The organism is Mycolicibacterium austroafricanum, assembly GCF_000612725.1.
GTDB lineage: Bacteria > Actinomycetota > Actinomycetes > Mycobacteriales > Mycobacteriaceae > Mycobacterium > Mycobacterium austroafricanum.
Genome location: NZ_HG964454.1, coordinates 411,395 through 437,274, shown reverse-complemented (window position 1 = coordinate 437,274; position 25,880 = coordinate 411,395). Strand labels below are relative to the sequence as shown.

Sequence of the window (25,880 nt, the reverse complement as noted above, 5' to 3'; positions counted from 1 at the left end):
CGCTCAGCCGCCCAGTTCGTTGACGGCCGTGTCGAGCGCCGCGGCCTGCGCGGAGATCTGATCGTCGGTCAGGTGCGCGGCCCCGCCGGTGCGGCTGAGCAGCTCGTCCCGGGAGATCACCTCGAATGCCCCCCGGTACTGGTCGCTGGACTTCTGTTGGCCGGTGATCACTTCGGTGCGGCCCTCGATGAGCACGAGCGTCGAGTCGTGCTCGGCGTCGAGAAGCCGGCGCACGTCCTGGGCTGAAATCGTCATGTGCGACGTATGCCCGGTACGGGGGTCTTCACACAATGCCTGCGGCGGCGTCGGCTGATCCCGACTCGACCAGGTGTAGCGCGCTTCGGGTGCGCTGACACTTCCCAGCATGAAAGCCCGGTGGTAACGGCTGGCGCGGGCGATGGTGGCAAGCCACGTCACCACGGTGCTCACCCGGTTGCGCACACCGGTGAGGAACGCGATGTGCAGCAGCCCCCACGCGATCCAGCCGAGGAAGCCGGCGACTTTCACCGGCCCGACCTGCAGGAGCGCGTTGCCGCGGCTGATGTAGGCGGCAGAGCCGAGGTCGCGGTATCGATAGTTCCGACGTGGCCGGCCGGCGAGGTCGCGGCGGATGCAGGCCGCGACATGCAGGCCGCCCTGCATCGCGTTCTCCGCGACGCCGGGCAGATCGTCGCGACCCACCAGATCGCCGATGACGAAGATCTCCGGGTGGCCCGGGACGGACAGGTCGGGCTGCACCGCCAGCCGGCCGGCCCGGTCGGCCTGGACGTCGAGGACCTCGGCGAGATGTCCGGCGAACGGCACCGCCTCGACACCGGCGGTCCAGAGCACGGTCCGCACCGCGTAGTACTCCTCCGAACCCCCGGACTTCGGGGCGACGGTCACACCTTCCCGTTGCACATCGGTCACGTGGACCCCGAGGCGCACGTCCACACCGAGGCTGCGCAGTGTCCCCGCCGCCCTACCGGAGAGCTCCGGTGCGAAGCTCTTCAGGACGCGGTCCCCGCCGTCGAAGAGCAGGACGCGGGCCTCCTCCGGCTCGATGCTGTGAAACTCGTTGGTCAACGTCCGGGTCGCCATCTCGCGGATCTGACCGGCCAGTTCGACGCCGGTGGGACCGCCGCCGGTGACCGCGAAGGTGAGCCAGGCGTCCCGCTCGGCCCCTGGGGGCAGGGTCTCGGCGATCTCGAACGCGGTGAAGATGCGCTGCCGGATGCTCAGCGCGTCATCGAGGGTCTTCATCCCGGGCGCCCACTGCGCGAAATGCGGCTTGCCGAAGTACGACTGCTGCATACCGGCGGCGACGACGAGCACGTCGTAGTCGATCGTGAACGTCGTCTCGTCGGGCCGGAGGGCCGTCACTGTGCGCCGCTCGGGATCGAGTGCGACCGCTTCCCCGAGGAGGGTGGTGATGTTGGGATGCCCGGCGAACTCCTCGCGCAATGGACGGCTGATGTGACCGATGCTCAGCGTGCCGGTCGCGCACTGGTAGAGCAGCGGCTGGAACAGGTGGCCGGCCGTGCGGTCGAGCACCGTCACGTCCACATCGGCCCGCGCCAGCCGACGCGCGCAGAACAGCCCGCCGAATCCCCCGCCGATGATCACCACTCTGAGACGCCGGCCCACCACGTCGAGGTTAGTACCCGCCCGATCCCCCCGAAGCCCGTCGGCGCGTAACGGCGAATCGTCACATGACGAAGTAACCGGTGCGGCACGGGCCGGCGGATGTGAAGCAGCGGCATCCCGGTCGTGTGCTACCAGGCAAGCGCGCCTGCAGGCGCGTCGAGAGAACGGCGGTGACGCATGGAACCGATACGAGACCTGATCCGACGGATGGCGGTCGGCGCAGTGACAGCGCTTCTGCTGTCGGGCCTGATCGCGGTGGCCGGAGCTTCGGCACCGGCAGGGGCGTATTCACGGCCGGGGCTTCCGGTCGAGACGTTGATGGTGCCGTCGGCGGCCATGGGCCGCGACATCCCGGTCAAGTTCCAGGGTGGCGGGCCCAGAGCGGTCTATCTGCTCGACGGTATGCGCGCCCGCGACGACAACAGCGGGTGGGACATCGAGACGAACGCATTCGAGACGTTCTTCGAGTCCGGGTTGTCGGTGGTCATGCCCGTCGGTGGCATGTCGAGCTTCTACACCAACTGGCGGGGCCCGGCGACCGGCAACGGCACCACCTACAACTACCAGTGGGAGACGTTCCTGACCTCTGAGCTGCCCGCCTACCTGGCGGCCAACAAAGGCATCTCCCCCAGCGGCAATGCTGTTGTCGGACTGTCCATGTCAGGCAGTGCTGCGTTGATCCTGGCCGCGTACCACCCGGGCCAGTTCAGTTATGCGGGGTCCCTGTCGGGCTACCTGAACCTGTCCGACGGCGTCTGGCCCCTGCTGGTCAGCATCGCGATGCGCGATGCGGGCGGGTTCAGCTCGACGGCCATGTGGGGGCTCGGCGGCGGTCCGGCGTGGCAGCGCAACGACCCGACGGTCAACGTCGGGCGACTGGTGGCCAACGGCACCCGGATCTGGGTGTACTGCGGAACCGGCCGGCCCGGTGAGCTCGGCGGCGGCGGTGATGTGCCCGGGCAGGTGCTCGAGGCGATCACGCTGGACAGCAACAGGGAGTTCCAGCGTCGGTATCAGGCGGCTGGTGGAGGCAACGGCGTGTTCAACTTCCCACCGGACGGCACCCACGGGTGGGGGTACTGGGGCGCACAGCTGAGCGCCATGAAGCCGGACATCCAGCGCGTGCTGGGCGCCTGACCGCGACCGGCCACCGCGGACCCATGTGTGTCCGCGGTGGCCGGTTGAGGCTCGGTGTGCTCAATATGTGGGAACGAACACGCCGTTGAGCCACACACCCCAGTGCTGCCAGCCCTGATCCCACACCTGCGGCTGACCGTTGGCCCACAACGGGTCCACCGGCTTCGGCGGCGCCCACGCCGGGGGCTGGCCGGTCTGCGGTCCGGCGGGTGGCGTGGGCGGCGGCGTCCAGCCCGGCTGAGCGGCAGCCGTGCCGGCAACTCCGGCTGCGCCTGCGGCGAGCCCGCCGAACACGGCGGCACTGGCGAGAACGTGGGTCAACTTCATCGTGAGGAACTCCAATCCCGGGTGACGACCCGCAGTCGTTGAGGACAGCTGACAACTATCCGCATTCGTGCCGGGATAAACCGATGCCGGCCACGTCCTACCCTCGTCTGGTGACAGACAGAGGCCACTGGGACCGGCGCTACTCCGAGCGTGACCCGTTGTCGGTCGACGACGTGGCGCTGCCTTCCCGCTTTCGGCTATTCGCCGACGTCTTCCCCACCGGCGGCCGCGCCGTGGAACTCGCGTGCGGCGCCGGTGCGGCCAGTGTCTGGCTGGCGAAGCGCGGTTTGAGTGTATGGGCGTGTGATGCGTCGGCGGTGGCGATCGCTCAGGCCGAGGACCTCGCCGAGCGATGCGGGCAGGCCCACCGGTGCCGCTTCGAGGTGGTGGACCTGGGCGCCGGGCTGCCTGCCGGAGATTCTGCAGATGTAGTGCTGTGCAACATGTTTCGCGATCCGCGGCTCGACCGTCCGATCATCGACCGGCTCGCGGTCGGGGGCGTCCTGGCGATCAGCGCGCTCAGCGAGGTCGGAGCGGCCCCAGGTCGGTTCCGGGCCCGGCCCGGTGAGCTGCTGGCGGCGTTCGGTTCCCTGGAGGTCATCACCCACGGCGAAGAAGGTGGGCAGGCGTGGCTGCTGGCGCGCCGACGCTGAGCGCCGGCCGCTCTCAGGTGGTCGTGCGTGGCCGCCTGGTCGCGCCCCACAATCCGACGCCGATCCCGACCACCGCACCGCCGAGCCCGATGAGTTTCTGCGACCTGCGCATCTGATCGTGCACGCTGAGACCGCCGAGCAGGTCGGACGCGTCGGCGCCGCCGGAGGCCAGGAACCAGCCCCGGGTGTCCTGCCCGCGCAGCGCGGCGGCGAGCAACATCCCACCGATCAGCGCGTCGCGGTAACCCATCGAGCGAAGGAGCAGCCTCGCGGTGGGCGGCGGTTCATCGGGATCGCCCCACAGCCTGTTGGCCCGAAGCGGGTCGACGAGGAAGGAGATGCCCGAGGCCAGCCGGATTCCGCCGGCTACCAGGGCTGCGCGGTCTGCGGCCATGCCGGCACCCTACGCGGACTTCGACAGGGCCAGTGGCGATTTCGCCGACCTCAGCCTGCAGCCCAGGCTTTCGCCTCGTCGAGTTCGGCAATGCCGAACAGTTTCAGCTCACCGGGAACCATCCAACCGAGGGCGTGCATGGCATGCCTGATCCAGTCCTTGTCCGCGACGACGGCGACCCGGCGGAAGCCCGAGTGGTGGCGCACCAGCGTGCCCAGGCCCATCTTCAGGTCTTCGACCAGACCCCCCGGCCCGAACCCCTGATAGTCGTCGGACACCACTTCCACGAGCCTGATCTCGTCACCGGCGAGCATCGTCTCCATCGTGGAGCCGAAGTCGCGTAGCTCCTCACCGCTCACGTGTCCGGAGACGCGGAAGCCGGTCACCCCGGCGGGCATGTCCTCGAGAACCTCGATCATCAGAACCTCCGTGCGTGATGACGCCGACCGCCTCAGTGTCTCACTCAGAGTTCCGCCCTGGGTCCCACTCAGACGCCGACCGCGCCGTCGATGCGCTCACGAAGAAGGTCGGCGTGCCCGTTGTGCCGGGCGTACTCCCCGATCATGTGGATGAAGATCCAGCGCAGCGACACCTCGGTTCCCATGAACGGCCTCGTGTCCTCCAGTTCGCCGGCCGCGCAGTTGTCCCGGGCCACGGCGACCTCTGCCAGCCAGGTGGCCACCGCGTCGTCGAAGCCGCTCCCTTCGGCCAACTCGAAACCCCCGTCGTGTCCGTCGGTGTCGGCCGTCGGGTCGTAGATCGGTGGCGCCGGCTCCCCGCCCAGAATGCGGCGAAACCAGTTTCGTTCCACCTCGGCCATGTGCTGGACGAGGCCCTGCAGCGTCAGCGGTGACGGCGGCACCGAGGCGGTACGCAGCTTCACATCGTCGAGCCCCGCGCACTTGAGCAGCAGGGTGTGGCGTTGAAAATCCAGCCACCCCTCCAGCGTCGCGCGTTCGTCGCTGTTCATCGGTGGCGTCGTGCGTTCGGTCCCGGTCACGGCTGCCGATCCTGCCACCGGAGCCCGACAGCACCGGCGCGCAGGCGTTGGGGAAGATCCTCCTGTGGACTCCTTGACCATCCCTGCCCTGCTGTCGGCCGCTGTGCGCGCTCGTGGAGAGCGCATCTACCTGGTGACGCCGACCGAGCGGCTCACCTATGCCGCAGCCGAGCGCCGGTCGGCCGAGCTGGCTCGCTGGCTGTTGGGGCAAGGCGTCGGCAAAGGCACCAGGGTCGGACTGTTCTTCCCGAACGGGGCGGAGTGGGTGACGTGGTGGCTGGCGGTGTCGCGTGTCGGGGCCGTCGCGGTTCCGCTGAGCACGATGTACCGGCCCGCTGAGATCGCCAAGGTGATCCGACTGGCCGACGTCGCACTGTTGATCGGGCCCACCCGGATCCTCGACATCGACGTCGTCTCGCGGTTCGAGGAGGCGCTGCCGGAGTTGAGCGGCCACGATGGGCCGCGGTTGGCGCTGACCGAGGCGCCGTTCCTGCGGCGCATCGCACTCACCGGACCAGTGGCCGCCCCGTGGGCGACCACCATCGACGACGCCGACTCGGTGCCCTCGCGCGTCCAGGCGGCCGCCGAAGCCGAGGTGTCTCCCGCCGACCTCGCGATCATGGTGCACACGTCGGGATCCACCGCGGACCCCAAGGGGGTCATGCACACCCACGGCACCGTCGTCCGTCAAACCTCGACCTGGCCGGCCGCGGTACGGGCGATCACCGGTTCTGACGCCGACCCGGTGATCCTGTGCGCGATGCCGTTCTTCTGGATCGGCGGGGTCCTCGCCGCGACCGGCGCACTGCACGAACCCGTCACGCTGCTGGTGATGCCCAAGCTCGACGCGGAAACCGCACTGGATCTCGCGGAGAACGAGAAGGCCACCGGGATCGTGGGCTGGCCCGCCTTCACCCAGCGGATGCGCGAGCACCCCAGCTTCGCCGACCGGGATCTGTCCTCGGCACCGATGCTGCGCGACGGACCGCTCGACATCGCGATGACCGATGTGCCCGACGGGTTTCCGGTGCACCGCACCATGTCTGAGACCGCGGGCGGGTTCGCCCACACCGAGATGAAGATCGTCGACGACGCAGGGATGCCGGTCGCCGCGGGGGTGGTCGGCGAGCTGCTTGTCCGCGGCGTCGGGGTGATGGCGGGGTACAACAAGCGCGAACGCAGTGACACCTTCGACGCCGACGGCTGGTATCACACCGGTGACCGGGTGTACCGCAGGGCGGACGACCCCCGCCTGTTCTTCGTGGGCCGCACCGGCGAAATGATCAAGACGTCCGGTGCGAACGTCTCACCGCTGGAGGTCGAGGCGGTGATCGAGACGTTCGACGACATCGCGCAGTGCGTGGTTGTCGGCGTCGAGCACGCCGACAGAGGTGAGGAGGTCTGCGCCGTGCTGGTGCCGGTGGGGAACGAGGTCGACGTGGATTCGGTAGCACGCCGTACCCGCGAGGCGTTGTCGTCCTACAAGGTGCCGACGCGGTGGGTCATCGCGTCGAGTGAACAGATACCCACGCTGCCCAGCGGCAAGCTCGACCGCAGGGCCGTGCGGGCGTTGATCGTCAGTTCTGGGGCGGCGAAAGCTGATTGACGAGCGGCCGGGGAAGTTAGCCGGACCGGGGTGACTCGGTGCGGTCCGCCTGCGCCCGGCCGCTGCCCGACGATGACAGGATAGGCGGGTGGCAGAACGCGTCACCTTCCCCAGCAGCAGCGGCCCCAGGCTCGCCGGGCTGATCGACATGCCGGAAGGCCCGACCCGCGGGTGGGGGGTCTTCGCCCACGGCTTCACCCTCGGCAAGGACAGCCCGGCCGCGAGCAGGATCTGCAAGCAGCTGGCCGGTGAGGGCATCGGCATGCTTCGGTTCGACAACCTGGGACTCGGCGATTCCGAAGGCGATTGGGGCGACGGGTCGTTCTCCCACAAGGTCGCGGACACCATCCGCGCCGTCGAGTTCATGACGGACAACGGTCACGAGGTGCGGTTGCTCGTGGGCCATTCCTTCGGCGGAGCCGCGGTGATCGCCGCCGCGCACGGGTGCTCCTCGGTCGCCGCGCTGGCCAGCATCGGTGCCCCGTTCCAGCCTGCCCACGTCGAGCGCATCTACGACGCTTTGGTGAGCCGGATCGAGGCCGACGGAGAGGCGCCGTTCCTGATCGGCGGCAAGGCCCTCACGCTGAGGCGCCACTTCATCGAAGACGTCCGCGCCGCCGATCTGCGCGAAAGGATCAAGACGCTGCGCCGCGCACTGCTCGTCATGCACTCGCCGACCGACAACACCGTGGGTATCGCCAACGCAAGTGACATCTTTCGCTGTGCGCGGCACCCTCGTAGCTTCGTCTCGCTCGAGGGCGCCGACCACCTGCTCACCGGCAAGAACCAGGCGGCACGGGCGGCCCGCATCATCAGTGCGTGGGCCGACCCCTACCTGTGAGCAGGCTGGTCGACGAGAGCGCCTCGCGCGCAGCTCAGTCCTCGGAGCCGCCCGAATCAGAGCCCGAATCGCTATTGCTCGAATCCGCTTCGGAGGCAGTCGACTCGGCCTTCGTTCCGTCGGTCGTCGAGCTGGGCTTCTTGAGGCCGTCGGTGAGCTTGGAGAACGTCGAGTTGATCGAATCCCGGACGTTCTTCAACGTCTCGCTGGTGGCGCTCGGCTTGCGGTGCTTCGGGCCGGCGGGAGCCTCCTCGACCTCCTCGACCTCTTCGGCGGTGACCGGAGCGCTGAGTGCTTCGGCTGCCTCTGCGGCGTCAGGGGTCTCGGTGGTCACGGGTGCCGCTGCGGTCTCGGGGGTCACGGGTGCGGCTGCGGTGTCGGGCGTTTCGGTCGTCTCGGTGACGTCGGCGGTCTCGGTCTGCGCTGAGACGACCGACGTGGTCAGTGTCTCGGCGGTGTCGGGGTCCTCGAAGACGGGTCCGGGTATCGGCTCGTTGTCGGGGTTGGGGACGAACGGTGCGCAGATGTTGCACTGCGTGCCGAGCACGAACGGGTTGTAGGCGGTGTTCAGGCCCTGGGCGAGGCTGCCGAGGCTGGCCAGCACCAGTTCCAGCGTCACCGGCTTGATCGACGAGAAGTCAGGTGTGGCCGTCAAGCTGTCGTAGAAGCTGGCGAACGGTGAGGTGGGATCCAGCTTCACGTTCTGTCCGGACCACGGAACTTCCCGCCCGTCGGGATCCTTGACGTAGCACTGCCCGTCCTCGCTGCACGTGATGCCTTCCCGCGATTCCGGGAAGGTATATCCGTCGGGCGAAAACAGTGCGGCGATGTGACGCACATCAAACATTTTGCTGAGGATCCCGGAAGGATTCTCGCAGGCGCCGGATCCGGTCCCGGTACAACCCTCGTCCATCGGCAACTGGGAGGCGGCGACAGCGGCCAGCATGTTTCCCAGCGGCACCGACAGAGCCGGGAACGGTACCAGCACATTGACCAGTGCCTGGTACCGGGTGACGTCAGCGGCGTCGGTGCCGAGGATGTTCGTCGGGCTGTAAACCCACCAGCTGCCGCCGTAGTGCAAGTTTGCGCCGAGGCCGACGACGTTGCCGTCGGGCTGGGTCAGTGTGACGCCTTCATACCCGGGTTGGAAGCTGGGACCGCCATCGGGTTCGGAACCCAGCGCGACGTTCCCCGTGCCGAGGGCGGTGAAGAAGTTGTACGGGGTATTCGCCAGCGCGATAAACAAGTTCGCCGGAATGTTGAAGACGTTGGTGCTGTCCGCGGTGGTGGTGAACGGCGTGGCCGTCGGCACCCCCGACGGGGTACCGCACAATGCACTCGCGTCGCCGGGCAGGCAGCTCTGGGTGGCCGCCACCAAGCCCACTTCGAAGCTTGCTGTGCGTTGCAGCGGGTGCGGGGTCGTGATCGGTGCCGCGGAGATGAGACCGGCTCCGACCAGTGCTACTCCGGCGGTGACGTAGGTACGTGCGACTGTGGGCATGACGCGCCCCCTCCATGTTGCTGTGCGTGACCCCGACCCGGCAGGAAACGTATCCAGAATGTGACCCAATGTCTACTCAGATGGGGCACATTCCCACAATTTCCTAATTTGCTGACGGGGGCGTCAGTAAATGGCGGGTGACGATATACAGCGAATGAAATCGACATTCGCGACGAATTCCGTGCGCATTCGCCGTGCGGACAGTCGGAATTCGGATCGAGGCGCCCCTAGGGCGCGGCAGGCCTACTGCGTGTGGGTGAACGGTGGCGCGAGGCGGTCGACCAAGGCCGGCCTCTTACCCCGGGACGGACGGATCAGCCTCCGTCGCCACCCACCTCGGCGGGCAGTGGTGGCGGCAGCGGGGTGGGCTTCGGAGTGGACGACGGCGCCGGGGTTGAGCTACCCGACCCGCCTGCCCGGTGGAAGTCCACCATCGGCTCGTCGCGGATCACCTTCTCCCCCACACTGACCACCAAGGCGCTCGAGGTCACCATGTAGTCGACCCCGTCGGTGGTGGCGGTGAACGCGCCGTCGGAGGATCGCGTCGCCGGCGTGATGAGCCTGGCCCCGTCGCGGACCCGCACACCGCGATATTCGTAGTCGCCGTCGGCGTCCTGACAGATCGCCACCCGCGAGCTTGCGGTGCTCCCGAACAACACCATGATGTCCGGCGCAGTGCAGCGGGCCGTCGAGTCGATGTAGCCCTGATCGTCGTACGGCGGCGCCGGCGACGCGCTCGGCGCCGCGACGAGCATCACGGGGACCGAGACGAACGCGGCGGCCGCGGCGAGAGCCGCGCGGGGAGGCGACAAACGGTGCGAGGACATCACGTTCCACGACACCACGTCAGGGCCGAACATGCGAACACCGGGGCCCGATGATCACGCATCGTTCGCGGTTCGAGACCGGACCGTAATGACTTCGGGCGTCGCGGCGATGAACCCGATGATGACTCACGGTTCTGCAGTGATGCGCCGCGGACTGGCGGCCCGGTTCAGCGCGCTGCTCGTCGCGCTGGCGTTGGCGGTCACGCCGCTGGCCGTCGGGCCTGCCGCGGGGACCGCCACGGCCGCGCCACCGCTTGTGGTCAAGGACTTCTCGAAGCCGGCGATCGTCATTCTCGGTTACGGGCTCAAACCCGACGGCACGATGCGTCTGATCCTGCACACCCGGGTGCTCGCGGGGATGGCGGTCGGGCACATGTTTCCGCAGTCCCCGATCATCGTGACCGGTGGGAACCCTCGCAACGGCAAGACCGAGGCCAGGCAGATGCGCAACATGCTGCGGCTTTACGGCATCCCCGACGAGCGGATCATCGTCGAGGACAGGGCCAACAGCACGGTGCAGAACGCCGCGTTCTCGGTGCCGCTGGCCAAACAGGCGGGCACCACGGGGATCATCCTGGTGACCTCGTCGTCCCACCAGGATCGCGCGGACGGCAACTTCGCCGACGCGGGCGGCAACGTGCTGGCCACGGTGAGCTTCCCCGACGGTAACCCGTCCATCAACGTCGCCCAGTTCGTGCGCGATGTGATCAGTCCCTTCATCGCCATCAGCTGAGTCGTGAACTAGCGTTCGTCTGTGGTCGTCGAACAGCAGACTGTGCCTCGCCACCGCTGGGGACTGGGCGCCTTCCTGCTCGTCGAGTCGGCCTACCTGCTGACCTCGCTACTGCTGGCTATGGCGATCGCGGGTTCGGGACAGCCGCAGATCTCGACCATCGTGCTGGTCGTCGGCGTGCCGAGCGCGGTGGCAGCCGGCCTGGCGATCCTCGTCACCTGTTGGCGGGAAACGGTCCGCGGCTCGATCTACGGCTGCAATGGTCCTGGCGCAGTGCCGGAATCGGCTTGTTGTTCGGCATCCTGGGCCTGTTCGTCACGATTCCGGCTGCACTGTTGTGGGTCCAGATCATCGGTGAGGACGCGAACTCCGCGGCCGGTGAGGTGTTCAGCGGGCTGCGTGCCAGTTGGGGGTGGGCCGTCGCGGTGTTCGTCCTCATCGCGGTGATCGCGCCGATCTGTGAGGAGATCGTCTATCGCGGGTTGCTCTGGGGCGCCGTGGAACAGCGGTGGGGACGGTGGGTCGCATTCGGGGTCACCACCGTGGTGTTCTCGATCGCCCACCTCGAGTGGAGCCGGGTACCGCTGTTGTTGGTGGTGGCGATCCCGATCGGGCTGGCGCGCCTCTATGCAGCGAACCTCACCGCGAGCATCGTCGCCCACCAGGTGACCAACCTGCTGCCGGGTCTGGTACTGATGTACACCGTCGCCGGAGCACTCCCCGCCGCCTGACGGATCAGCCGAACGTCCCTCGCAGGTAGTCGGCGCGGCATGCGCGCCGGGCCAGCTTGCCGCTGGTGGTGCGCGGAATGGCGCCTGCGGGGACCACCCGGACGTCGGCGACGGCAATCGTGTGGTGCCGCATCACCGCGGCTTTGATCGCCTCGATCGCCGCAGCGCGGTCCACCCGTGCGGTTCCCGCCGCGCGTTCGGCCACGACGACCACCCGTGCGTCACCGTCGACGGTGAAGGCCGCGACGTACCCGCGCCGGACGATCGTTGACGCGTCGGCCACGGTGGCCTCGATGTCCTGCGGATAGTGACAGCGCCCGTCGACGCAGACCTGGTCGGCGATGCGGCCGGTGACATACAGCTCACCGTCCAGGTAGAACCCGAGATCACCTGTGCGCAGCCAGGTTCGGTCGGCCTCGGCGCCCGCGGCGTGGCTGCCCGAGGTCGACGTGCGGCCCAGTCGACCGTGGAAAGTGGTTTCGGTCTCCTCGGGCCGCCCCCAGTAGCCGCGGCCGATGTTGTCGCCCTGCAGCCAGATCTCGCCGACACCGCCGTCCGGCAGCTCGTCGCCGTTCTCGTCGACGATCACGCACCACTGACTGCGGGCGACGTGGCCGCAGGACACGTGAGCGACCGCCTGCGGATGATCGGCCGGAACCGGTGTGGCGCGACCGTCGGTGAGCCCCTGCCGATCGAGATGGACAACGCCGGCCTCGGCATCGGGCGCGATGGTCGAGACGAACAGGGTGGCCTCGGCCAGACCGTAGGACGGCTTGAAGGCGGTGCGCGGCAGGTTGAATGGCGCGAAGGCGGCGTTGAAGGACCTGATGGCGTCGATACTGACCGGCTCGGAGCCGATGATCATCACCACGTTGCGCAGGTCGATGCCGGACCCGTCGGCGGGAACGCCCCGCGCAGCGGTCCACTCGTAGGCGAAGTTAGGCGCGGCGGTCACCACGCGGCCGGTGCGCGAACCCGCCGACAACGCCTCGATCCAGCGCGACGGTCGGCGGACGAACGCCGTCGGCGACATCAGCGTGGAATGCCCCCCGTACACCGCGGGGAACCCGATCATGGACAACCCCATGTCGTGATAGAGCGGTAGCCAGCTGACGCCGTGAGTGTTCCGGTCGAGGAGGTCGATCGACAAGATCATCTGTAACAGGTTGGTTCCCACGGCGCGGTGCGTGATCTCCACCCCGACCGGCGCGCGCGTCGCTCCGCCCGTGTACTGCAGGTGGGAGACGTCGTCGACGTCGATGTTCACAGGATCGAAGTCGTGCGCGGCGGTGTCGGGGATGTCGTCGATGACGATGACCGCGGGGCGGTCGGCGGTACTCATCGCCGCCAGGAAGTCGTCGACCGCTTGGCGAGCAGCCGATGTCGTCAGCACCGCGGCCGGTCGCGCGTCGCGCAACGCGACGTCGAGGCGCTCGGCGTGACCGGGCAGTTCGGGGGCGAACAGTGGCACCGCGATCATTCCCGCCTTGACCGCGGCGAAGAATCCGGCGACGTACTCCAGACCCTGCGGTGCCAGGACCGCCACCCGGTCCCCACGGGCCGCGTGCCGTTGCACGTGCGCACCGATCGCCCGCATCCGCACACCGAGCGCGTTCCACGTCATCTCGACGGCGTGGCCTCCGGTCGGCCCCGAGAAGTCCAGATAGCGGTAGGCGACGGTGTCGCCCACGTTGGCGATGTTGCGTTCGATCAGCGAGATCAACGTCACGCCGGGGGGCAACGCGATGCCACCTGTGGCATCGAGGCAATCCTCGATCCGGAGCAGGCCTTCAGGGACGACGACGTCCCGACCCGTATCGCGATGCATGACTGCAGTGTAGGCACTGCCGCGGCGATACCGGGCAATCACCTTGCGCAGCAAGACATGTGATCTGCCCTACGGGCGTGCCGAGCTACTCGGCCGAGCCCTCCGCGTCGGAGCCGGAGTCTGAATCCGCTTCCGACGCGGACGGCGCGGAGGAATCGTCGCCGGCGCCCGATGTCGGCTCTGAGGCCGAGTCGTCGGAGTCGGGCGCGGACCCGCCGGTGGAGTCGTCTGCGCTGTCCTCTTCGGAACTGTCGTCGAGCAGATCGCCGCCGTCGGTGTCACCGCTCTCAGTGTCAGCGCCGTCACCGGCATCTTCCTCGGAATCGACTGCGGAAGAGGCGCTTTCGTCGTCGATGTCGGAGATGTCGTCGGAGGCCTTGTCGGCCGCGGCGTCGATATCGTCGGCTGCGGCGTCGGTGACTTCGCCGACCTCCTCGACCTCGTCATCCTCGTCGACCTGCAGCGCGGAAAGGTCCTGTGTGGCAGCGCGCTGCGGGGTGGAATCGACCAGCCCCGGATAGTCGCGGTTGTAGGCGGAGTCGATGATCTCCTTGAGCGGGCCGTTGAGTTGGTCGGCCAGCTCGTGGAGACCCATCAGACGCAACGGCTCCAGCAGCGGGATGTTCTCCCGCCGGATCAGAACATAGGTGGTGTTACCGTCGTTCCACACCAGTTTCTCGTCGTTTTCGAGATCCACGTCGTCGTAGCCGTAGATGTGCACGTACTGGAATCCGGCGAACGCGTTCGCGAGTGCGAGAAGGTTGAACGGATTGTCCGGGAAGTCCGCGGCGCCGTCGTACTCGATGGCGATGTCGGTGACGTGGTAGTCGCTCTCCGGTGTGGGCGGATCGATCTCATAGGCCGGCCGCACACCACCGTACTTGCGCAGCGAGTTGCCGAGGAACACGAACGACAGATTCTCCGGACTGGGGCTGCCTGAGGTGCCCGCGTTCTGCTCGATCCAGTCCGCTGCGATCAGCGCGCCCTGGGAGTACGCCAGCACCACCGTCTCGCCCGTCGACGATGTGATGGCCGACCGCAGCGCCCGCAGTCCGTCGTACTCCCCCACCAGCGGCACGCCTGACAGGTATTTGACCGGGGTGCAGGTGTTCCCGGAGTCGGCATCGCAGTAGCTGCCCTGGAAGACCTCACTCATGTCCCACTCGAGGGCCCCGCCCGCGGTGTAGCCGGTCACCGTCAAGACATTTGCTGCCAAGGTGTACGGCGAGGGGCAGGTGACGCCCAGTGCAGCAACCGATGCGGCACCGGCCGCGGCGAGGAGTCCGCGCACGTTTGGTCCTTTGCGGGGGGTGGTCCAGGAGCCCTGGACGGTGACTTGGTTCGGCGAGACGAGATTAATCGACGGCCGTCAATCCCGCAATATTTAGAGAAAACTCGTCCCCGAGGGCGGTATTCGTGATTGAGTCGACCTCAACCCGGATCGGCAGGACAGGACGTGTCGCCGGCGTCCTGCGGGAGTGTAGCGGCGATCGCACACCTGTGGATAGCGAACAAGTTCACGGTGAGGTGCGGCACACTTAACCTCTCGGAAATGTGTTTGCTATCCGCATGTGCTGACGGGGTCGCCTGAACCGCGCGCCGTGCATCGGAAACAGTTGCACCGCAATTGTTTTCGCTGCGCTGTTAGGTCTTGCTGCCGCTCAACAGTCCCGCGGAGGCGAACTTGAGGCCGCTGCGCAGCTCTTCCAGGCTGATCGGATCGTCGGATTCGATGTAGCGCAAGGTGGTGGACACCGCCATGTTGAAAAACAGCCATGCCAACGCGCGCGGACTCAGCTCGTGGCGGTACTGGTCGCGGTAGTGGCCCATATGCAGCGTTGCCATCGCGAGCAGCGTTGCGTTGAGGCCCGAGATGTTCTCGAAGGTCCTTGTGTAGTCAGGTCGCTCGGCGAGGTAGCGGATCAAGCGCCGATTGGCGATCGTGACGTCGATGAGGATGTCGATCGAGGACTGCATCGCCGCCTCCGGCTGGACGAGGGTGACCGACCTGAGCATCTCCTCGATCACCGGCGCCTGCTGGGCGGCCAGCTGTTCGATCGCGGCGTTGATGATCGCGTCCTTGTCGGCGAAGTACTGATAGATCGAACCCTTGCTGACGCCGGCCTTGTCGGCAATTAGGTTGGTGGTCAACTGATCGGGGTCGGTCTTGAGCAGCAAGCTCGCCGTGGATGCCACTATTTTTGCGACCATCTCGCGGGACCTCTGCTGCTGCGGCAGCTTGCGGCGCTCTGAAATGTGCTTACTTGAGCTCATCAGGGCTCCTGACGCGACTTGAATGCGACCTTTCGGTCATATTAGCGTGCGGCAAACCCAGCTACAGGAGGTTTGCCGCAGTCATGACCGCCATCAGGAATTCTGAACCGGACACTGAGTTCTCCGCCGACTTCGCGAATCCGGGGGTGCCCGATCTGGTGCCGCTGGACTCGCTCACCGCCGAGCACACCGGGCGGTGGACATTCCTGATCCTCGACGGTGCCGCGTTCATGATGCAGGCGATGCATCCGGTGATCGCCGAGATCACCGGCCGTTACTCGGCGGCGTTCCATGGCGATCAGGGCGGGCGGGCCATCCGCTCGATCGACTCGGTGCTGCGGTGGACCTACGGTCTGACCGAGGCCGTCGCAGAGGGGAACCGCGTCCGTGCGATGCACCAGCCGCTGACGATGAAGAGCGATACCACAGGTAAGCAGATCAGCGCGCTGAATCCCGAGGCCTACCAATGGGTCATCGCTACCGGTTACATCGTCACGGCGCAGGCCGGAACATTGCTGATCGGCCGGGAGTTCACCGACGTCGAAAAGGATGAACTGCTGCGCGACAACCGCAGGCTCGCACGGCTGCTCCACGTTCCGATGGGGGGCTACCCGGAGACGCGCGAGGAGATGGACCGCTACTTCGAGGAGATGATCGACAAACTCGAAGGCACACCACAGGCACTGAAGCTCGTGGACGAGATGCGGACGGGCGACGTCACGCTGCCAGCTGCACTGCCCAGGGCGCTGCACCCGTTGGCGCGGGCCACAGCGCGGCGCGGCCTGCGGCTGAACTACCTGTCGATCGTCGGTCTGCTCGATCCCCGCTTGCGGGCCAAACTGGGCGTCACGTGGAGTCCAGAGGAACAGCGGCAACTGGTCCGCATCTATGCACTGATCAGGACCGCCTACCGCGTGCTCCCGGACCGGCTGACCTACTTCCCGCTGGCGTATCACGCCCGCAAGCACCACGAGTGCCTGGAGAAGATGAAGGAGCGGCAGAAGAAGTCGTTCGCCTACCGGGTGCCGGGATCGGTTGCGCCCTGAGGCGGAGGCGGAACATCAGACCCTGAGCCGGAACGGTCAGGCGATGATGCGGACCAGGTACGGCGTCATGTCCTTGGTACGCACCGACGACACGGCGACGCCGGCGTCGGTGGTCTCCACCATCTGGCCGTTGCCGATGAACAGTGCGACGCTCTGCGTTCCCTCGGGCCCGTAGAAGATCAGGTCGCCCGGCAGTGCCTGGGCCGGAAGGACTTTCTGGCCCACCTTGTACATCTCGCCGGACGACCTCGGCAGTTTCACGCCGACGCCGGCGTACGCGTAGACCATCAGTCCTGAAGCGTCGAAACCGACCACCTCGATACGCGGCGCCGGCGCCGGCGTGGGCGCCGGAATGGGCGCGGCCACGTTCGGGGTGACGCTCGGCACGTTGAGTCCGGGTGCCAGGTCCAGCGACTGGGCGTCGACCTCGGCCTGGTCCGGCAGCGCCGGCTCTGCTTCGGGCACCGCGACGGTGCCCTTGCTCGGTCCGGACGCACCGCCGCCGCCGTAGGCGAACGGGACGCCGCGCTGCGACAGGGCCCGCGCGATCACGGCCTCGACTGCTTTCTGGTTGGTGGCCGACCGAGCGGGCTGAGCCGTCGCCAAGCCCGGCGTCGCCAGCAGCAGGGCGAGACCGATCACGAAGACGAGGAGGCGTCGCATTGCACTTTCACCGCTTTCCAGCCGCCGGCGCCTCAGCGGTGCCGGACCCATTGATTAACAACAGTCACTATGACCACTTCTACACCACCCGAAGTGGTGTTTTGACGTTGTCGCAGGACGGTCAATCAAGGAGATGCGGTACCGGAACCGAACGGTGACCTACCGCGGCGCGTCGCCCCTTATGGTGTTTCGCGCCTCAGGAGCGCAGCGCCGCCAGGGCCGCGTCGTAATCCGGCTCCTGGCCGATCTCGGGCACCAGCTCGGTGTAGGCGACATTTCCGTCAGCGCCGACCACCACGACAGCGCGCGCCAGCAGTCCGGCCATCGGTCCGTCGGTGATCGTGACGCCGAAGTCGTCGCCGAAGCCGTCGCGGAACGCCGATGCCGTCGTCACGTTCTCGATGCCCTCGGCGCCGCAGAAGCGCTTCTGCGCGAACGGCAGATCCTTCGACACGCACAGCACCGACACCCCTGCGGATGCGGCGCTCTCGTTGAACCTGCGAACGCTGGCGGCGCACACCGGGGTGTCGATCGACGGGAAGATGTTGAGCAGCAGCGGTTTGCCGCGGAACTGGTCGTCACCGACCGTGCCGAGATCCGTTCCGGTGAGTGTGAAGCCGGGTGCGGCAGATCCGACGGAGGGCAGTTCGCCAACGGTGTTGATCGGGTTTCCACGCAAAGTTATCTGTGCCATGGGCACAGTCTGCCAAGCGTGGCCCGGCCCGTCGCGGCGGGGTTAGCCGCACCCTGGCTCGCGGGTCAACGGGGACCGTAGACGCGGGCGATGTCAGGGGAATCGAGCCAACCCGAGTAGGTCGGTCGCTGCGGCCAGCCTTCGGGCGAGTCCTGCCACTCCTCCTGCCGGCCCCAGGGCAGCACATCGATCAACGGGAACGTGTAGCTGAGCTGCTCGGTCCCCCGACCGTTGGTGTGCCAGGTCCGGTAGACGGTGTCACCGTCACGCAGGAACACGTTGACCGCGAACCCGGTGTTCGGCGCGGCGTCGACGTCGGCGGCGAACGGACTCTGAGCCGACGAGTACCACTCCATCGTGTTGCCCACCTTCGTCCGATAGGCCAACGCCTCCTCGATCGGGCCGGACGTGACGATGACGAACCGTGCATCGTAGTTGTCGAGGAAATCCAGCCTGGTGAACTGGGACGTGTAGCCGGTGCACCCGCCGCACTGCCACTCGGCGCCGTCGGACCACATGTGGTTGTAGACGATGAGTTGGGAGCGGCCGGCGAAGATGTCGGCGAGACGGATCGGGCCGTCGGCGCCGATCAACGTGTAGTCCGGCATCTGCACCATCGGCAGACGCCTGCGCTGCGCGGCGATCGCGTCGAGCTCACGGGTGGCGGCCTTCTCACGCTTGCGGAGCTCGTCGAGTGCCTCGCGCCACGTCCGGGAGTCGACCACGGGCGGCAGGGCGGATGTTTCGGTCATTACAGTCGGCCTCCGGCAGATCGGTCGGTGTGGACATCCGTATCGACCGGGCGGCTGCCGGAAACTCATCGCTGAAAGGAAACCGGTATGACCGTGGCCCCGCGCATCGGTCCCAACAATCCTGACTCCTGGACGACGAGCCTGTGGACCGAAATCGCACCGATCTTCGACGCGATCATCGCCCACCCGTTCGTCACCGGGCTCACCGACGGCAGCCTGGACCCCGACGCCTTCGCCGGCTATGTCGCCCAGGACGTGCACTACCTGCGCACCTACGCCCGGGCGCTCGCCATCGTGGGCGGCAAGGCCCCCACCCTCTCCGACACCGCGATGTTCGCCAGGCACGCCGCCGAGGTCTTCGACGTCGAACTCGCGCTGCACGCCGAGCTGCTGCCCGCGCTCGGGCTGTCCGCCGACAGCGTCGACGCGGCGCCGGTGTCCCCCACGACTCAGGCCTACACCAGCTATCTGCTTGCCACGGTGTACGACGGGGCTTTCGCCGACGGGATGGCCGCGGTGCTGCCCTGCTACTGGATCTATGCCGAGGTCGGGGCGGAGTTGCTTCAGCGCGGCTCGACGGATCCGCGCTACCAACGGTGGATCGACAGCTACGGCGGTGACGAGTTCGCCGCCACCGTCACCGAGGTGCTCACGCTGGCCGACCGAACCGGGCCGCTGCTCACCGCGGCCGACGAGGCGGCCGCCCGTGCGCATTTCGTGACCACGTCCCGGTACGAGTGGATGTTCTTCGACTCCGCACACCGGCGGGAGCGCTGGCCGGTCTGATCGCGAGACCGGCGCGGCGGGCGCGCACTGACTATGCTGGCGGCTTTCCTGTTGAGCGCGCAGTTCCGCGAGGAGGCCGATGTCCACCGACGCCGTGCCGCCACCCGCCAAGCCCCCCGGCGGTCACATCAGGCTGACCTCGCACAGCGCTGGCAGCGACGCTCCGGCGCTGCGCTGGGGCGCACCGACCGCCGCCGAACGTGGCCCGCTCGTCGGCACCACCACGAAGCGGGCGCACCGCAACGTCATCGGCACCCACAGCGGCGCCTACGGCGTGTATCGGGCGTTGGCCGTCGCCGCCGGGAAGCTCTCCCGTGAGCACCGCGCGGATCTGACCAACACCGCGCCGACCGACATCATCGGCCCCCACCCGCAGTGGGCCGACCCGGAAACGATTGTCAGCCTCGACCCGTGGGGCGCGATGGTCGCCGACGTCTTCGCCCGCGAGATCGCCGACGGCGTTGACATCCGCCCGACCATCGCGGTGACCAAGGCGCAGGTGATCCTGCCCGAGGTGCACGACGCCATCGGGAAAGCCCGGCTGATTCCCGACGGTCGGGTGCTGCTCGGCAACGGGGCAGCGCAGGTCACGAAGGCCGCGATCGAGCCGGTCTGGTATCTGCCCGGGGTCGCCCGGCGGTTCGGTTGCAGCGAAACCGATTTGCGCCGAGCGCTTTTCGAGGAGACCGGCGGCATGTACCCGGAGTTGGTGACGCGGTCGGACCTCGACGTGTTCCTGCCTCCGATCGGTGGGCAGACGATCTACGTGTTCGGCGACCCCCGTGCGCTGGCCGATCCCGGCGTCGAGCTGACCGCCCGTGTGCACGACGAGTGCAACGGCTCCGACGTGTTCGGCTCGGACATCTGCACCTGCCGGCCGTACCTGACCCATGCGATCGAGGAGTGCATCCAGGGCGCCCAGCGCGGCGGCGTCGGCTTGGTGGCCTACTTCCGCAAGGAGGGTCGTGCGCTCGGCGAGGTGACGAAGTTCCTCGTGTACAACGCCCGCAAGCGGCAGGCGGGCGGGGACACCGCCGACCAGTACTTCGCCCGCACCGAGTGCGTGGCGGGCGTGCAGGACATGCGTTTTCAGGAGCTCATGCCCGACGTGCTGCACTGGCTGGGTATCCGCAAGATCCACCGGTTCGTGTCGATGAGCAACATGAAATACGACGCGATCACCGGTTCCGGCATCGAGATCGGTGAGCGGGTGTCGATCCCCGACGACTTGATCCCCGCCGACGCCCAGGTCGAGATCGACGCGAAGATGGCGGCCGGCTACTACACCCCGGGGCAGGTACCCGGCGCCGACGAGCTCAAGAAGCCCAAGGGCAGAGGGCTGCACGGATGACGGTCCCGGCGCACGCCGAACTCGACGCCACCCGCCCCGCCGATGCCGTCGCGCTGCTGCGAACCACCGACGCCGTGCGCAGACGCTCGGCGCAGTTGCTTGCGCGGGCGCGCTCCGGCGAGTCCCGCTGGTTCGTCGTCGACCACGACGCGATGGACGGCGCCGCCGACGACGTCGCGACCGTCACCAGGGAGCGGTTCCCGGACATGCGGATTCCGTGGCACAGCAGGTGGCGTCACTTCGAGGCGGGCGGCGTGGACCGGCGCGCCGAGCTCGACAGTCTGCTCGGTGATGCCGGAGGCGATGAACGCGCGCGGGCCATGATCGACCTGACCGTGGTGAGTGTGCTGCTGGACGCCGGGGCGGGCGCGGACTGGCGCTATGTCGAGACGCACGGCGATTCACGGAGAACGTTCGCCCGGTCGGAGGGGCTGGCGGTCGCCAGTTGGCACGCGTTCGTCTCCGGGATGTTCTCCGGTGACGCCGCGCGGCCGCTGCGGGTCGACGCCGACGCGCTCAGCACCCTCGACAAGGAGCGGCTTGGCGCGGCGCTGCAGGTCAGCCCGGGGAACCCGCTGGTCGGTCTGGACGGCCGTGTCGCGCTCATGCGAAGTCTCGGCGACGCGCTGGCCGCCCAACCGGAGGTGTTCGGTGAGCGCGGTCGTCCCGGGTTCCTTTTCGACCGGTTGGCCGCCGACGGAACGGTGCACGCACACGACATCCTGGTCCAGCTGCTGGCGTCGCTGTCCCGGATCTGGCCGTCCCGCAACGTCATCGGTGAGGATTCAGTCGGTGACTGCTGGCGGCACGACGCCGTGACCGGACCGGGTCTGACCGCGGGCTGGCTGCCGCTGCACAAACTGTCCCAGTGGCTGACCTACTCGTTGCTCGAGCCCTTCGACTGGGCCGGTGTCGAGGTGACCGGTGTCGGTGCGCTCACCGGACTTCCCGAGTACCGCAACGGTGGTCTGCTTCTCGATCACGGTGTACTGAGATTGCGGGACCCCGAGGCCGCCACCCGGACCTGGGGGCCGGGCGACGAGCTTGTGGTCGAGTGGCGGGCGCTGACGGTGGCGCTGCTCGACGAGCTGGCGCCGCTGGTGCGGGACCGTCTCGGGGTGGACGCGGAGCAGATGCCGCTGGCGTGTGTGCTGGAGGGTGGCACCTGGGCGGCCGGCCGCGGGTCGGCACAGCGGCTGCGGGGCGGCCTGCCGCCACTGTCGGTGACCAGTGACGGGACGGTGTTCTGATGACGACCACGGCGACGGGCGGGGTGCACCTCGTCGACCATCCGCTGGTGCAGCACAAAATCACGCTGATGCGCCGGAAAGAGGCTTCCACCAACAGTTTCCGGCGGCTCGCGCACGAAGTGTCGGCACTGATGGCGTACGAGGTGCTGCGCGACACCGCCCTGCAGGAGGTCGAGGTGCAGACCCCGATGGAGACCACCACCGGCAAGGTGGTCGACGGCAAGAAGCTGGTGTTCGTATCGATCCTGCGGGCGGGCACAGGCATCCTCGAAGGTCTGCTCGAGGTGGTGCCGTCGGCCCGGGTGGGTCACATCGGTCTGTACCGGGACCCGAAAACGCTTGTTGCCGTGGAGTATTACTTCAAGATGCCCGGCGACCTGCACGAACGTGACGTCGTCGTGCTCGACCCCCTGCTGGCGACCGGGAACTCCGCGATCGCGGCCGTCGACCGGCTGCGGGAGTACCACCCCAAATCGATCAAGTTCGTCTGCCTGCTGACCTGCCCGGAGGGCATCGCCGCAATGGCCGAGGCGCATCCGGACGTACCGATCTACACCGCGGCCGTCGACCGCGAGCTCGACGAGCACGGCTATATCCTGCCGGGCCTGGGCGATGTCGCAGATCGGATCTTCGGCACCAAATGATCGACTCGGTCCCACCCGCCCACCGCGCGCCGTAGGGTGAAGCATGGCCATCATCGAAGCTGACGCCTTCCAGCCCCATGCAACCGGCGAGCCGTTCGAGCGGGATGTCGCCGAGACGCAGCGCTACTTCGACAGCCCCCGCTTCGACGGGATCACCCGTCTCTACACGGCGCGGCAGGTCGCCGAACAGCGCGGCACCATCCCCGCCGACTATCCGACCGCGCGCGAGGCGGCCACCGCGTTCTACCCGCACCTGCGCGAGCTGTTCGCCAAAGGCAAGAGCATCACGACGTTCGGCCCGTACTCCCCCGGCCAGGCCGTGGTGATGAAGCGGATGGGCATCGAGGGCGTCTACCTGGGCGGGTGGGCGACGTCGGCGAAAGGCTCCATCTCCGAGGATCCCGGACCCGACCTGGCCAGCTACCCGCTGAGCCAGGTACCCGAAGAAGCCGCGAGCATCGTGCGGGCGCTGCTGACCGCCGACCGCAACCAGCACTACCTGCGGCTGCAGATGGACCCTGAACAACGTGCGGCAGCGCCCGAATACGACTACCGGCCGTTCATCATCGCCGACGCCGACACCGGCCACGGCGGGGATCCGCACGTGCGCAACCTGATCCGGCGCTTCGTCGAGGCCGGTGTTCCCGGTTATCACATCGAAGACCAGCGTCCGGGGACGAAGAAGTGCGGCCACCAGGGTGGCAAGGTGCTGGTGCCCTCGGACGAACAGATCAAGCGCCTGAACACCGCGCGCTTCCAGCTCGACATCATGCGGGTGCCCGGCATCATCGTCGCCCGCACCGACGCGGAGGCGGCGAACCTGATCGACAGTCGCGCCGACGAGCGCGACCAGCCGTTCCTACTCGGGGCGACGAACCTCAAGATCCCGTCGTACAAGTCGTGTTTCCTGGCGATGGTGCGCCGGTTCTACGAGAAGGGGATGACCGAGCTCAACGGGCATCTGCTGTACGCGCTGCCCGAGGGTGAGTACGCCACCGCGACCGCCTGGCTGGACCGTCAAGGGGTGCTGAACCTGATCGACGAGACAGCGTCGGCATGGCAGGCCGGCACGGAATCCTCGGTCGACGCGGCATTCGACAGAGTGGAATCGCGGTTCGTCGACGCGTGGCAGGACGACGCCGGTCTGAACACCTACGGCGAGGCCGTCGCCGAGCTGCTGGAATTCCGGGAGCGCGAAGGCGAGCCGTCGTCGATGAGCGTCGCCGACTGGCGGATGTTCGCCGAACGGGCGCCGCTGTACACGGCCAGGGAGAAGGCCAAGGAACTCGGTGCCGACGTGGCCTGGGACTGCGAGCGGGTCAAGACGCCGGAGGGCTACTACCAGGTCCGCGGCGGCATTCCGTACGCGATCGCGAAGTCGCTGGCGGCTGCACCGTTCGCCGACATCCTCTGGATGGAGACCAAGACGGCCGATCTCGCGGACGCCAAGCAGTTCGCCGACGCGATCCACGCCGTCTACCCCGACAAGATGCTCGCCTACAACCTGTCGCCGTCGTTCAACTGGGACACCACCGGGATGTCCGACGAGGAGATGCGGACGTTCCCCGAAGAGATCGGCAAGATGGGATTCGTCTTCAACTTCATCACCTATGGCGGGCACCAGGTCGACGGTGTGGCGTCCGAGGAGTTCGCCACGTCGCTGCGCCAGGAGGGCATGCTGGCGCTGGCCCGGCTGCAACGCAAGATGCGGCTCGTGGAATCTCCCTACCGCACACCGCAGACCCTGGTCGGCGGCCCCCGCAGCGACGCAGCGCTGGCCGCATCGTCCGGCCGGACCGCGACGACGAAGTCGATGGGCAAGGGTTCGACCCAGCACCAGCATCTTGTCCAGACCGAGGTGCCGAAGAAGCTGCTGGAGGAATGGCTCGGGCTGTGGAGCGAGCACTACCAGCTGCCGGAACGGCTGCATGTGCAGTTGCGGCCACGGCGCGCCGGCTCCGACGTGCTCGACCTGCAGATCCTCGGTGACAGCGAGGAGCCGCTGGCCAACGTCGTCGTCGACCCGATCAAAGACCGGCACGGCCGCAGCATCCTGACCGTCCGCGACCAGAACACCTTCGCCGAGCAGATGCGGCAGAAGCGGTTGATGGACCTCATCCACCTGTGGTTGATCCACCGGTTCAAGGCCGAGATCGTCTACTACGTGACGCCGACCGAGGACAACATCTATCAGACCGAGAAGATGAAGTCGCACGGCATCTTCAGCGACGTCTACCAGGAGGTCGGCGAGATCATCGTCGCCGACGTCAACCAGGCGCGGATCGACGAGCTGCTGGCGCCGGACCGCAAGGCGCTGATCCGGCTGATCAACAAGCAGGACTGAGCTCTGCGCCGCTGACAGCCCTCTGGCACAACGGATCTCAGCGATCGGCGAGTCATCCCTAGATCAGTGCCGCGGCTCGGTGCAGCAGGTCGCGCCACCGGCCGACCGTCGCGGCGTCGGTGACCGTGAAGCGCGCGAGGCGGCCGGGGTCGGGTCCCGCAGGCATCGGCGCCGCGGGCAGGAAACCGTCGACGGGCACCAGGGTCCGCGAGTCCGAGACGACGTCGGCGTGGGTCAGCCACTCCGGAACCGGGCCGCACGCGAATGGCAGATCGGGCAGCGCCGCGGCCAGGGCGACGTCGGCGGCCAGGCCGATGCTCGTCGCGCCGGTGAAGTTCACCAGTGCCGGCAGGCCCAGCCTCTCGGCGCGCCGCAGCGCGCGGCGCACTCCCCCGAGCGGACCGCAGCGCAGGATCGCGATGTCGGCGCACCGAGGATCCTGGGCCAACAACTCCGCATCGACGGCGACGGGCACGTCGACGCGCTGCCGGACGGCCCCGGCGTCGGCAGCGCTGCGGCACACCAGTTCCACCAACTCGACGGCATCTGATCGGGTGATCCGGGCGACGGCCGCGTCGACGTTGTCGACCTCGATCACGGCACGCGCCGCACCGTCGGTGACCGGCACCCTGCCCCGCACGGCATCGGGCCAGCCGACCGTGCTCGGCTCCATGGCTGCGGTCAACCAACGCGCCGCGAGCTCGTCGTCGGCATCGGCGGGCGGGCTGAACTCCCCCCAGCCCTGCGGTCCGTCGAGCAGCGCTCCCTCCCGAACACCTGTGGCGGTCGGGACGGCGAACACCGGGGCGTCGTCGAAATCGATGAATGTTCTCACTGCCCGACAAGCTATCCGGCCGCCACATGATTGAGTG

Annotated in this window: 25 protein-coding genes and 1 pseudogene; 12 read left to right on the top strand and 14 right to left on the bottom strand. The window is 67.8% G+C overall.

Going from position 1 to position 25,880, the window contains the following annotated elements; genetic code table 11:
• Positions 1-3: 3 nt before the first annotated feature.
• Positions 4-1,626, bottom strand: a complete 1,623-nt coding sequence (locus BN976_RS19085; RefSeq protein ID WP_109489627.1) for an NAD(P)/FAD-dependent oxidoreductase — start codon at positions 1,624-1,626, stop codon at positions 4-6.
• A gap of 177 nt (positions 1,627-1,803) precedes the next feature.
• Here BN976_RS19085 and BN976_RS19080 point away from each other — a divergent pair, with 177 nt between their 5' ends.
• The gene (locus BN976_RS19080; protein WP_036372901.1) at positions 1,804-2,763 is read left to right on the top strand and encodes an alpha/beta hydrolase; all 960 of its coding nucleotides are present in this window, start codon (positions 1,804-1,806) and stop codon (positions 2,761-2,763) included.
• Positions 2,764-2,823: 60 nt separating this feature from the next.
• Here the strand turns inward: BN976_RS19080 and BN976_RS19075 are convergent, their stop codons facing one another.
• Entirely contained in the window at positions 2,824-3,090 is a 267-nt protein-coding gene (locus tag BN976_RS19075; RefSeq protein WP_036373248.1) for a hypothetical protein, read from the bottom strand.
• A 110-nt stretch (positions 3,091-3,200) separates the two neighbouring features.
• Between BN976_RS19075 and BN976_RS19070 the strand changes: the two genes are divergently transcribed.
• On the top strand, positions 3,201-3,743 hold the full coding sequence (locus BN976_RS19070; protein WP_370499525.1) for a class I SAM-dependent methyltransferase: 543 nt from the start codon (positions 3,201-3,203) through the stop codon (positions 3,741-3,743).
• A 13-nt stretch (positions 3,744-3,756) separates the two neighbouring features.
• Here BN976_RS19070 and BN976_RS19065 read toward each other — a convergent pair whose 3' ends face one another.
• The 3 genes from BN976_RS19065 to BN976_RS19055 form a co-directional block, all read right to left on the bottom strand.
• Entirely contained in the window at positions 3,757-4,137 is a 381-nt protein-coding gene (locus BN976_RS19065; protein ID WP_036372897.1) for a DUF4267 domain-containing protein, read from the bottom strand.
• A 50-nt stretch (positions 4,138-4,187) separates the two neighbouring features.
• Entirely contained in the window at positions 4,188-4,556 is a 369-nt protein-coding gene (locus BN976_RS19060; protein WP_011780169.1) for a SpoIIAA family protein, read from the bottom strand.
• 68 nt (positions 4,557-4,624) lie between these two features.
• Entirely contained in the window at positions 4,625-5,137 is a 513-nt protein-coding gene (locus BN976_RS19055) for a DinB family protein (RefSeq protein ID WP_011780170.1), read from the bottom strand.
• Between the two features lie 64 nt (positions 5,138-5,201).
• On the opposite strand from BN976_RS19055, the gene BN976_RS19050 reads away from it, so the two are divergent.
• The gene (locus BN976_RS19050; RefSeq protein ID WP_011780171.1) at positions 5,202-6,743 is read left to right on the top strand and encodes a class I adenylate-forming enzyme family protein; all 1,542 of its coding nucleotides are present in this window, start codon (positions 5,202-5,204) and stop codon (positions 6,741-6,743) included.
• An 88-nt stretch (positions 6,744-6,831) separates the two neighbouring features.
• Positions 6,832-7,584 (top strand): alpha/beta hydrolase family protein, encoded by a 753-nt coding sequence (locus BN976_RS19045; protein ID WP_011780172.1) that lies wholly within the window; start codon positions 6,832-6,834, stop codon positions 7,582-7,584.
• Between the two features lie 34 nt (positions 7,585-7,618).
• Here the strand turns inward: BN976_RS19045 and BN976_RS19040 are convergent, their stop codons facing one another.
• Positions 7,619-9,085: a hypothetical protein gene (locus tag BN976_RS19040; RefSeq protein WP_036372894.1), complete on the bottom strand. Its 1,467-nt coding sequence runs from the start codon at positions 9,083-9,085 to the stop codon at positions 7,619-7,621.
• A gap of 314 nt (positions 9,086-9,399) precedes the next feature.
• On the bottom strand, positions 9,400-9,912 hold the full coding sequence (locus tag BN976_RS19035) for a hypothetical protein (RefSeq protein WP_011780174.1): 513 nt from the start codon (positions 9,910-9,912) through the stop codon (positions 9,400-9,402).
• Between the two features lie 121 nt (positions 9,913-10,033).
• Here BN976_RS19035 and BN976_RS19030 point away from each other — a divergent pair, with 121 nt between their 5' ends.
• Positions 10,034-10,645, top strand: coding sequence for a YdcF family protein (locus BN976_RS19030; protein WP_049778222.1), 612 nt, complete (start codon positions 10,034-10,036; stop codon positions 10,643-10,645).
• Positions 10,646-10,666: 21 nt separating this feature from the next.
• Positions 10,667-11,376: pseudogene (locus tag BN976_RS19025) on the top strand (CPBP family intramembrane glutamic endopeptidase).
• Between the two features lie 4 nt (positions 11,377-11,380).
• Here the strand turns inward: BN976_RS19025 and BN976_RS19020 are convergent.
• The 3 genes from BN976_RS19020 to BN976_RS19010 form a co-directional block, all read right to left on the bottom strand.
• Positions 11,381-13,204 (bottom strand): fatty acyl-AMP ligase, encoded by a 1,824-nt coding sequence (locus BN976_RS19020; RefSeq protein WP_036373245.1) that lies wholly within the window; start codon positions 13,202-13,204, stop codon positions 11,381-11,383.
• An 85-nt stretch (positions 13,205-13,289) separates the two neighbouring features.
• The gene (locus BN976_RS19015; RefSeq protein ID WP_011780177.1) at positions 13,290-14,495 is read right to left on the bottom strand and encodes a PE-PPE domain-containing protein; all 1,206 of its coding nucleotides are present in this window, start codon (positions 14,493-14,495) and stop codon (positions 13,290-13,292) included.
• A gap of 353 nt (positions 14,496-14,848) precedes the next feature.
• Positions 14,849-15,415 (bottom strand): TetR/AcrR family transcriptional regulator, encoded by a 567-nt coding sequence (locus BN976_RS19010; RefSeq protein WP_036373243.1) that lies wholly within the window; start codon positions 15,413-15,415, stop codon positions 14,849-14,851.
• A gap of 146 nt (positions 15,416-15,561) precedes the next feature.
• Between BN976_RS19010 and BN976_RS19005 the strand changes: the two genes are divergently transcribed.
• Complete coding sequence (locus tag BN976_RS19005) at positions 15,562-16,524, top strand: oxygenase MpaB family protein (protein ID WP_011780179.1); 963 nt, start codon at positions 15,562-15,564, stop codon at positions 16,522-16,524.
• A 36-nt stretch (positions 16,525-16,560) separates the two neighbouring features.
• Here the strand turns inward: BN976_RS19005 and ripD are convergent, their stop codons facing one another.
• From ripD to BN976_RS18990, 3 genes are all read right to left on the bottom strand, one after another.
• Positions 16,561-17,187, bottom strand: a complete 627-nt coding sequence (ripD, locus tag BN976_RS19000; RefSeq protein ID WP_011780180.1) for an NlpC/P60 family peptidoglycan-binding protein RipD — start codon at positions 17,185-17,187, stop codon at positions 16,561-16,563.
• Between the two features lie 196 nt (positions 17,188-17,383).
• The gene (gene tpx, locus BN976_RS18995) at positions 17,384-17,881 is read right to left on the bottom strand and encodes a thiol peroxidase (RefSeq protein ID WP_011780181.1); all 498 of its coding nucleotides are present in this window, start codon (positions 17,879-17,881) and stop codon (positions 17,384-17,386) included.
• A 65-nt stretch (positions 17,882-17,946) separates the two neighbouring features.
• The gene (locus tag BN976_RS18990) at positions 17,947-18,633 is read right to left on the bottom strand and encodes a DUF899 domain-containing protein (RefSeq protein ID WP_011780182.1); all 687 of its coding nucleotides are present in this window, start codon (positions 18,631-18,633) and stop codon (positions 17,947-17,949) included.
• A gap of 87 nt (positions 18,634-18,720) precedes the next feature.
• Here BN976_RS18990 and tenA point away from each other — a divergent pair, with 87 nt between their 5' ends.
• The 5 genes from tenA (at position 18,721) to aceA (ending at position 25,008) form a co-directional block, all read left to right on the top strand.
• Positions 18,721-19,419, top strand: coding sequence for a thiaminase II (gene tenA, locus BN976_RS18985; RefSeq protein WP_011780183.1), 699 nt, complete (start codon positions 18,721-18,723; stop codon positions 19,417-19,419).
• A gap of 79 nt (positions 19,420-19,498) precedes the next feature.
• Positions 19,499-20,770, top strand: coding sequence for a GTP cyclohydrolase II (locus tag BN976_RS18980; protein WP_011780184.1), 1,272 nt, complete (start codon positions 19,499-19,501; stop codon positions 20,768-20,770).
• The gene (locus BN976_RS18975; protein WP_011780185.1) at positions 20,767-22,020 is read left to right on the top strand and encodes a URC4/urg3 family protein; all 1,254 of its coding nucleotides are present in this window, start codon (positions 20,767-20,769) and stop codon (positions 22,018-22,020) included. Before BN976_RS18980 ends, BN976_RS18975 begins: the two co-directional genes overlap by 4 nt.
• Positions 22,020-22,664, top strand: a complete 645-nt coding sequence (gene upp / locus BN976_RS18970) for a uracil phosphoribosyltransferase (RefSeq protein ID WP_011780186.1) — start codon at positions 22,020-22,022, stop codon at positions 22,662-22,664. Before BN976_RS18975 ends, upp begins: the two co-directional genes overlap by 1 nt.
• 43 nt (positions 22,665-22,707) lie before the next feature.
• Positions 22,708-25,008 carry an isocitrate lyase ICL2 gene (gene aceA / locus BN976_RS18965; protein ID WP_011780187.1) on the top strand — a complete coding sequence of 767 codons (2,301 nt, stop codon included), beginning with the start codon at positions 22,708-22,710 and terminating at the stop codon, positions 25,006-25,008.
• Between the two features lie 58 nt (positions 25,009-25,066).
• Here aceA and BN976_RS18960 read toward each other — a convergent pair whose 3' ends face one another.
• Positions 25,067-25,843 (bottom strand): O-succinylbenzoate-CoA synthase, encoded by a 777-nt coding sequence (locus BN976_RS18960; protein WP_011780188.1) that lies wholly within the window; start codon positions 25,841-25,843, stop codon positions 25,067-25,069.
• Positions 25,844-25,880: the final 37 nt, after the last annotated feature.

Coding starts and splice junctions, on each gene's coding strand:
- BN976_RS19080 (WP_036372901.1), top strand. CDS start 1,804: ATGGAACCGATACGAGACCTGATCCGACGGATGGCGGTCGGCGCAGTG.
- BN976_RS19075 (WP_036373248.1), bottom strand. CDS start 3,090: ATGAAGTTGACCCACGTTCTCGCCAGTGCCGCCGTGTTCGGCGGGCTC.
- BN976_RS19065 (WP_036372897.1), bottom strand. CDS start 4,137: ATGGCCGCAGACCGCGCAGCCCTGGTAGCCGGCGGAATCCGGCTGGCC.
- BN976_RS19060 (WP_011780169.1), bottom strand. CDS start 4,556: ATGATCGAGGTTCTCGAGGACATGCCCGCCGGGGTGACCGGCTTCCGC.
- BN976_RS19040 (WP_036372894.1), bottom strand. CDS start 9,085: ATGCCCACAGTCGCACGTACCTACGTCACCGCCGGAGTAGCACTGGTC.
- BN976_RS19035 (WP_011780174.1), bottom strand. CDS start 9,912: ATGTCCTCGCACCGTTTGTCGCCTCCCCGCGCGGCTCTCGCCGCGGCC.
- BN976_RS19030 (WP_049778222.1), top strand. CDS start 10,034: ATGACTCACGGTTCTGCAGTGATGCGCCGCGGACTGGCGGCCCGGTTC.
- BN976_RS19020 (WP_036373245.1), bottom strand. CDS start 13,204: ATGCATCGCGATACGGGTCGGGACGTCGTCGTCCCTGAAGGCCTGCTC.
- BN976_RS19010 (WP_036373243.1), bottom strand. CDS start 15,415: ATGGTCGCAAAAATAGTGGCATCCACGGCGAGCTTGCTGCTCAAGACC.
- BN976_RS19005 (WP_011780179.1), top strand. CDS start 15,562: ATGACCGCCATCAGGAATTCTGAACCGGACACTGAGTTCTCCGCCGAC.
- ripD (WP_011780180.1), bottom strand. CDS start 17,187: ATGCGACGCCTCCTCGTCTTCGTGATCGGTCTCGCCCTGCTGCTGGCG.
- tpx (WP_011780181.1), bottom strand. CDS start 17,881: ATGGCACAGATAACTTTGCGTGGAAACCCGATCAACACCGTTGGCGAA.
- BN976_RS18990 (WP_011780182.1), bottom strand. CDS start 18,633: ATGACCGAAACATCCGCCCTGCCGCCCGTGGTCGACTCCCGGACGTGG.
- tenA (WP_011780183.1), top strand. CDS start 18,721: ATGACCGTGGCCCCGCGCATCGGTCCCAACAATCCTGACTCCTGGACG.
- BN976_RS18980 (WP_011780184.1), top strand. CDS start 19,499: ATGTCCACCGACGCCGTGCCGCCACCCGCCAAGCCCCCCGGCGGTCAC.
- BN976_RS18975 (WP_011780185.1), top strand. CDS start 20,767: ATGACGGTCCCGGCGCACGCCGAACTCGACGCCACCCGCCCCGCCGAT.
- upp (WP_011780186.1), top strand. CDS start 22,020: ATGACGACCACGGCGACGGGCGGGGTGCACCTCGTCGACCATCCGCTG.
- aceA (WP_011780187.1), top strand. CDS start 22,708: ATGGCCATCATCGAAGCTGACGCCTTCCAGCCCCATGCAACCGGCGAG.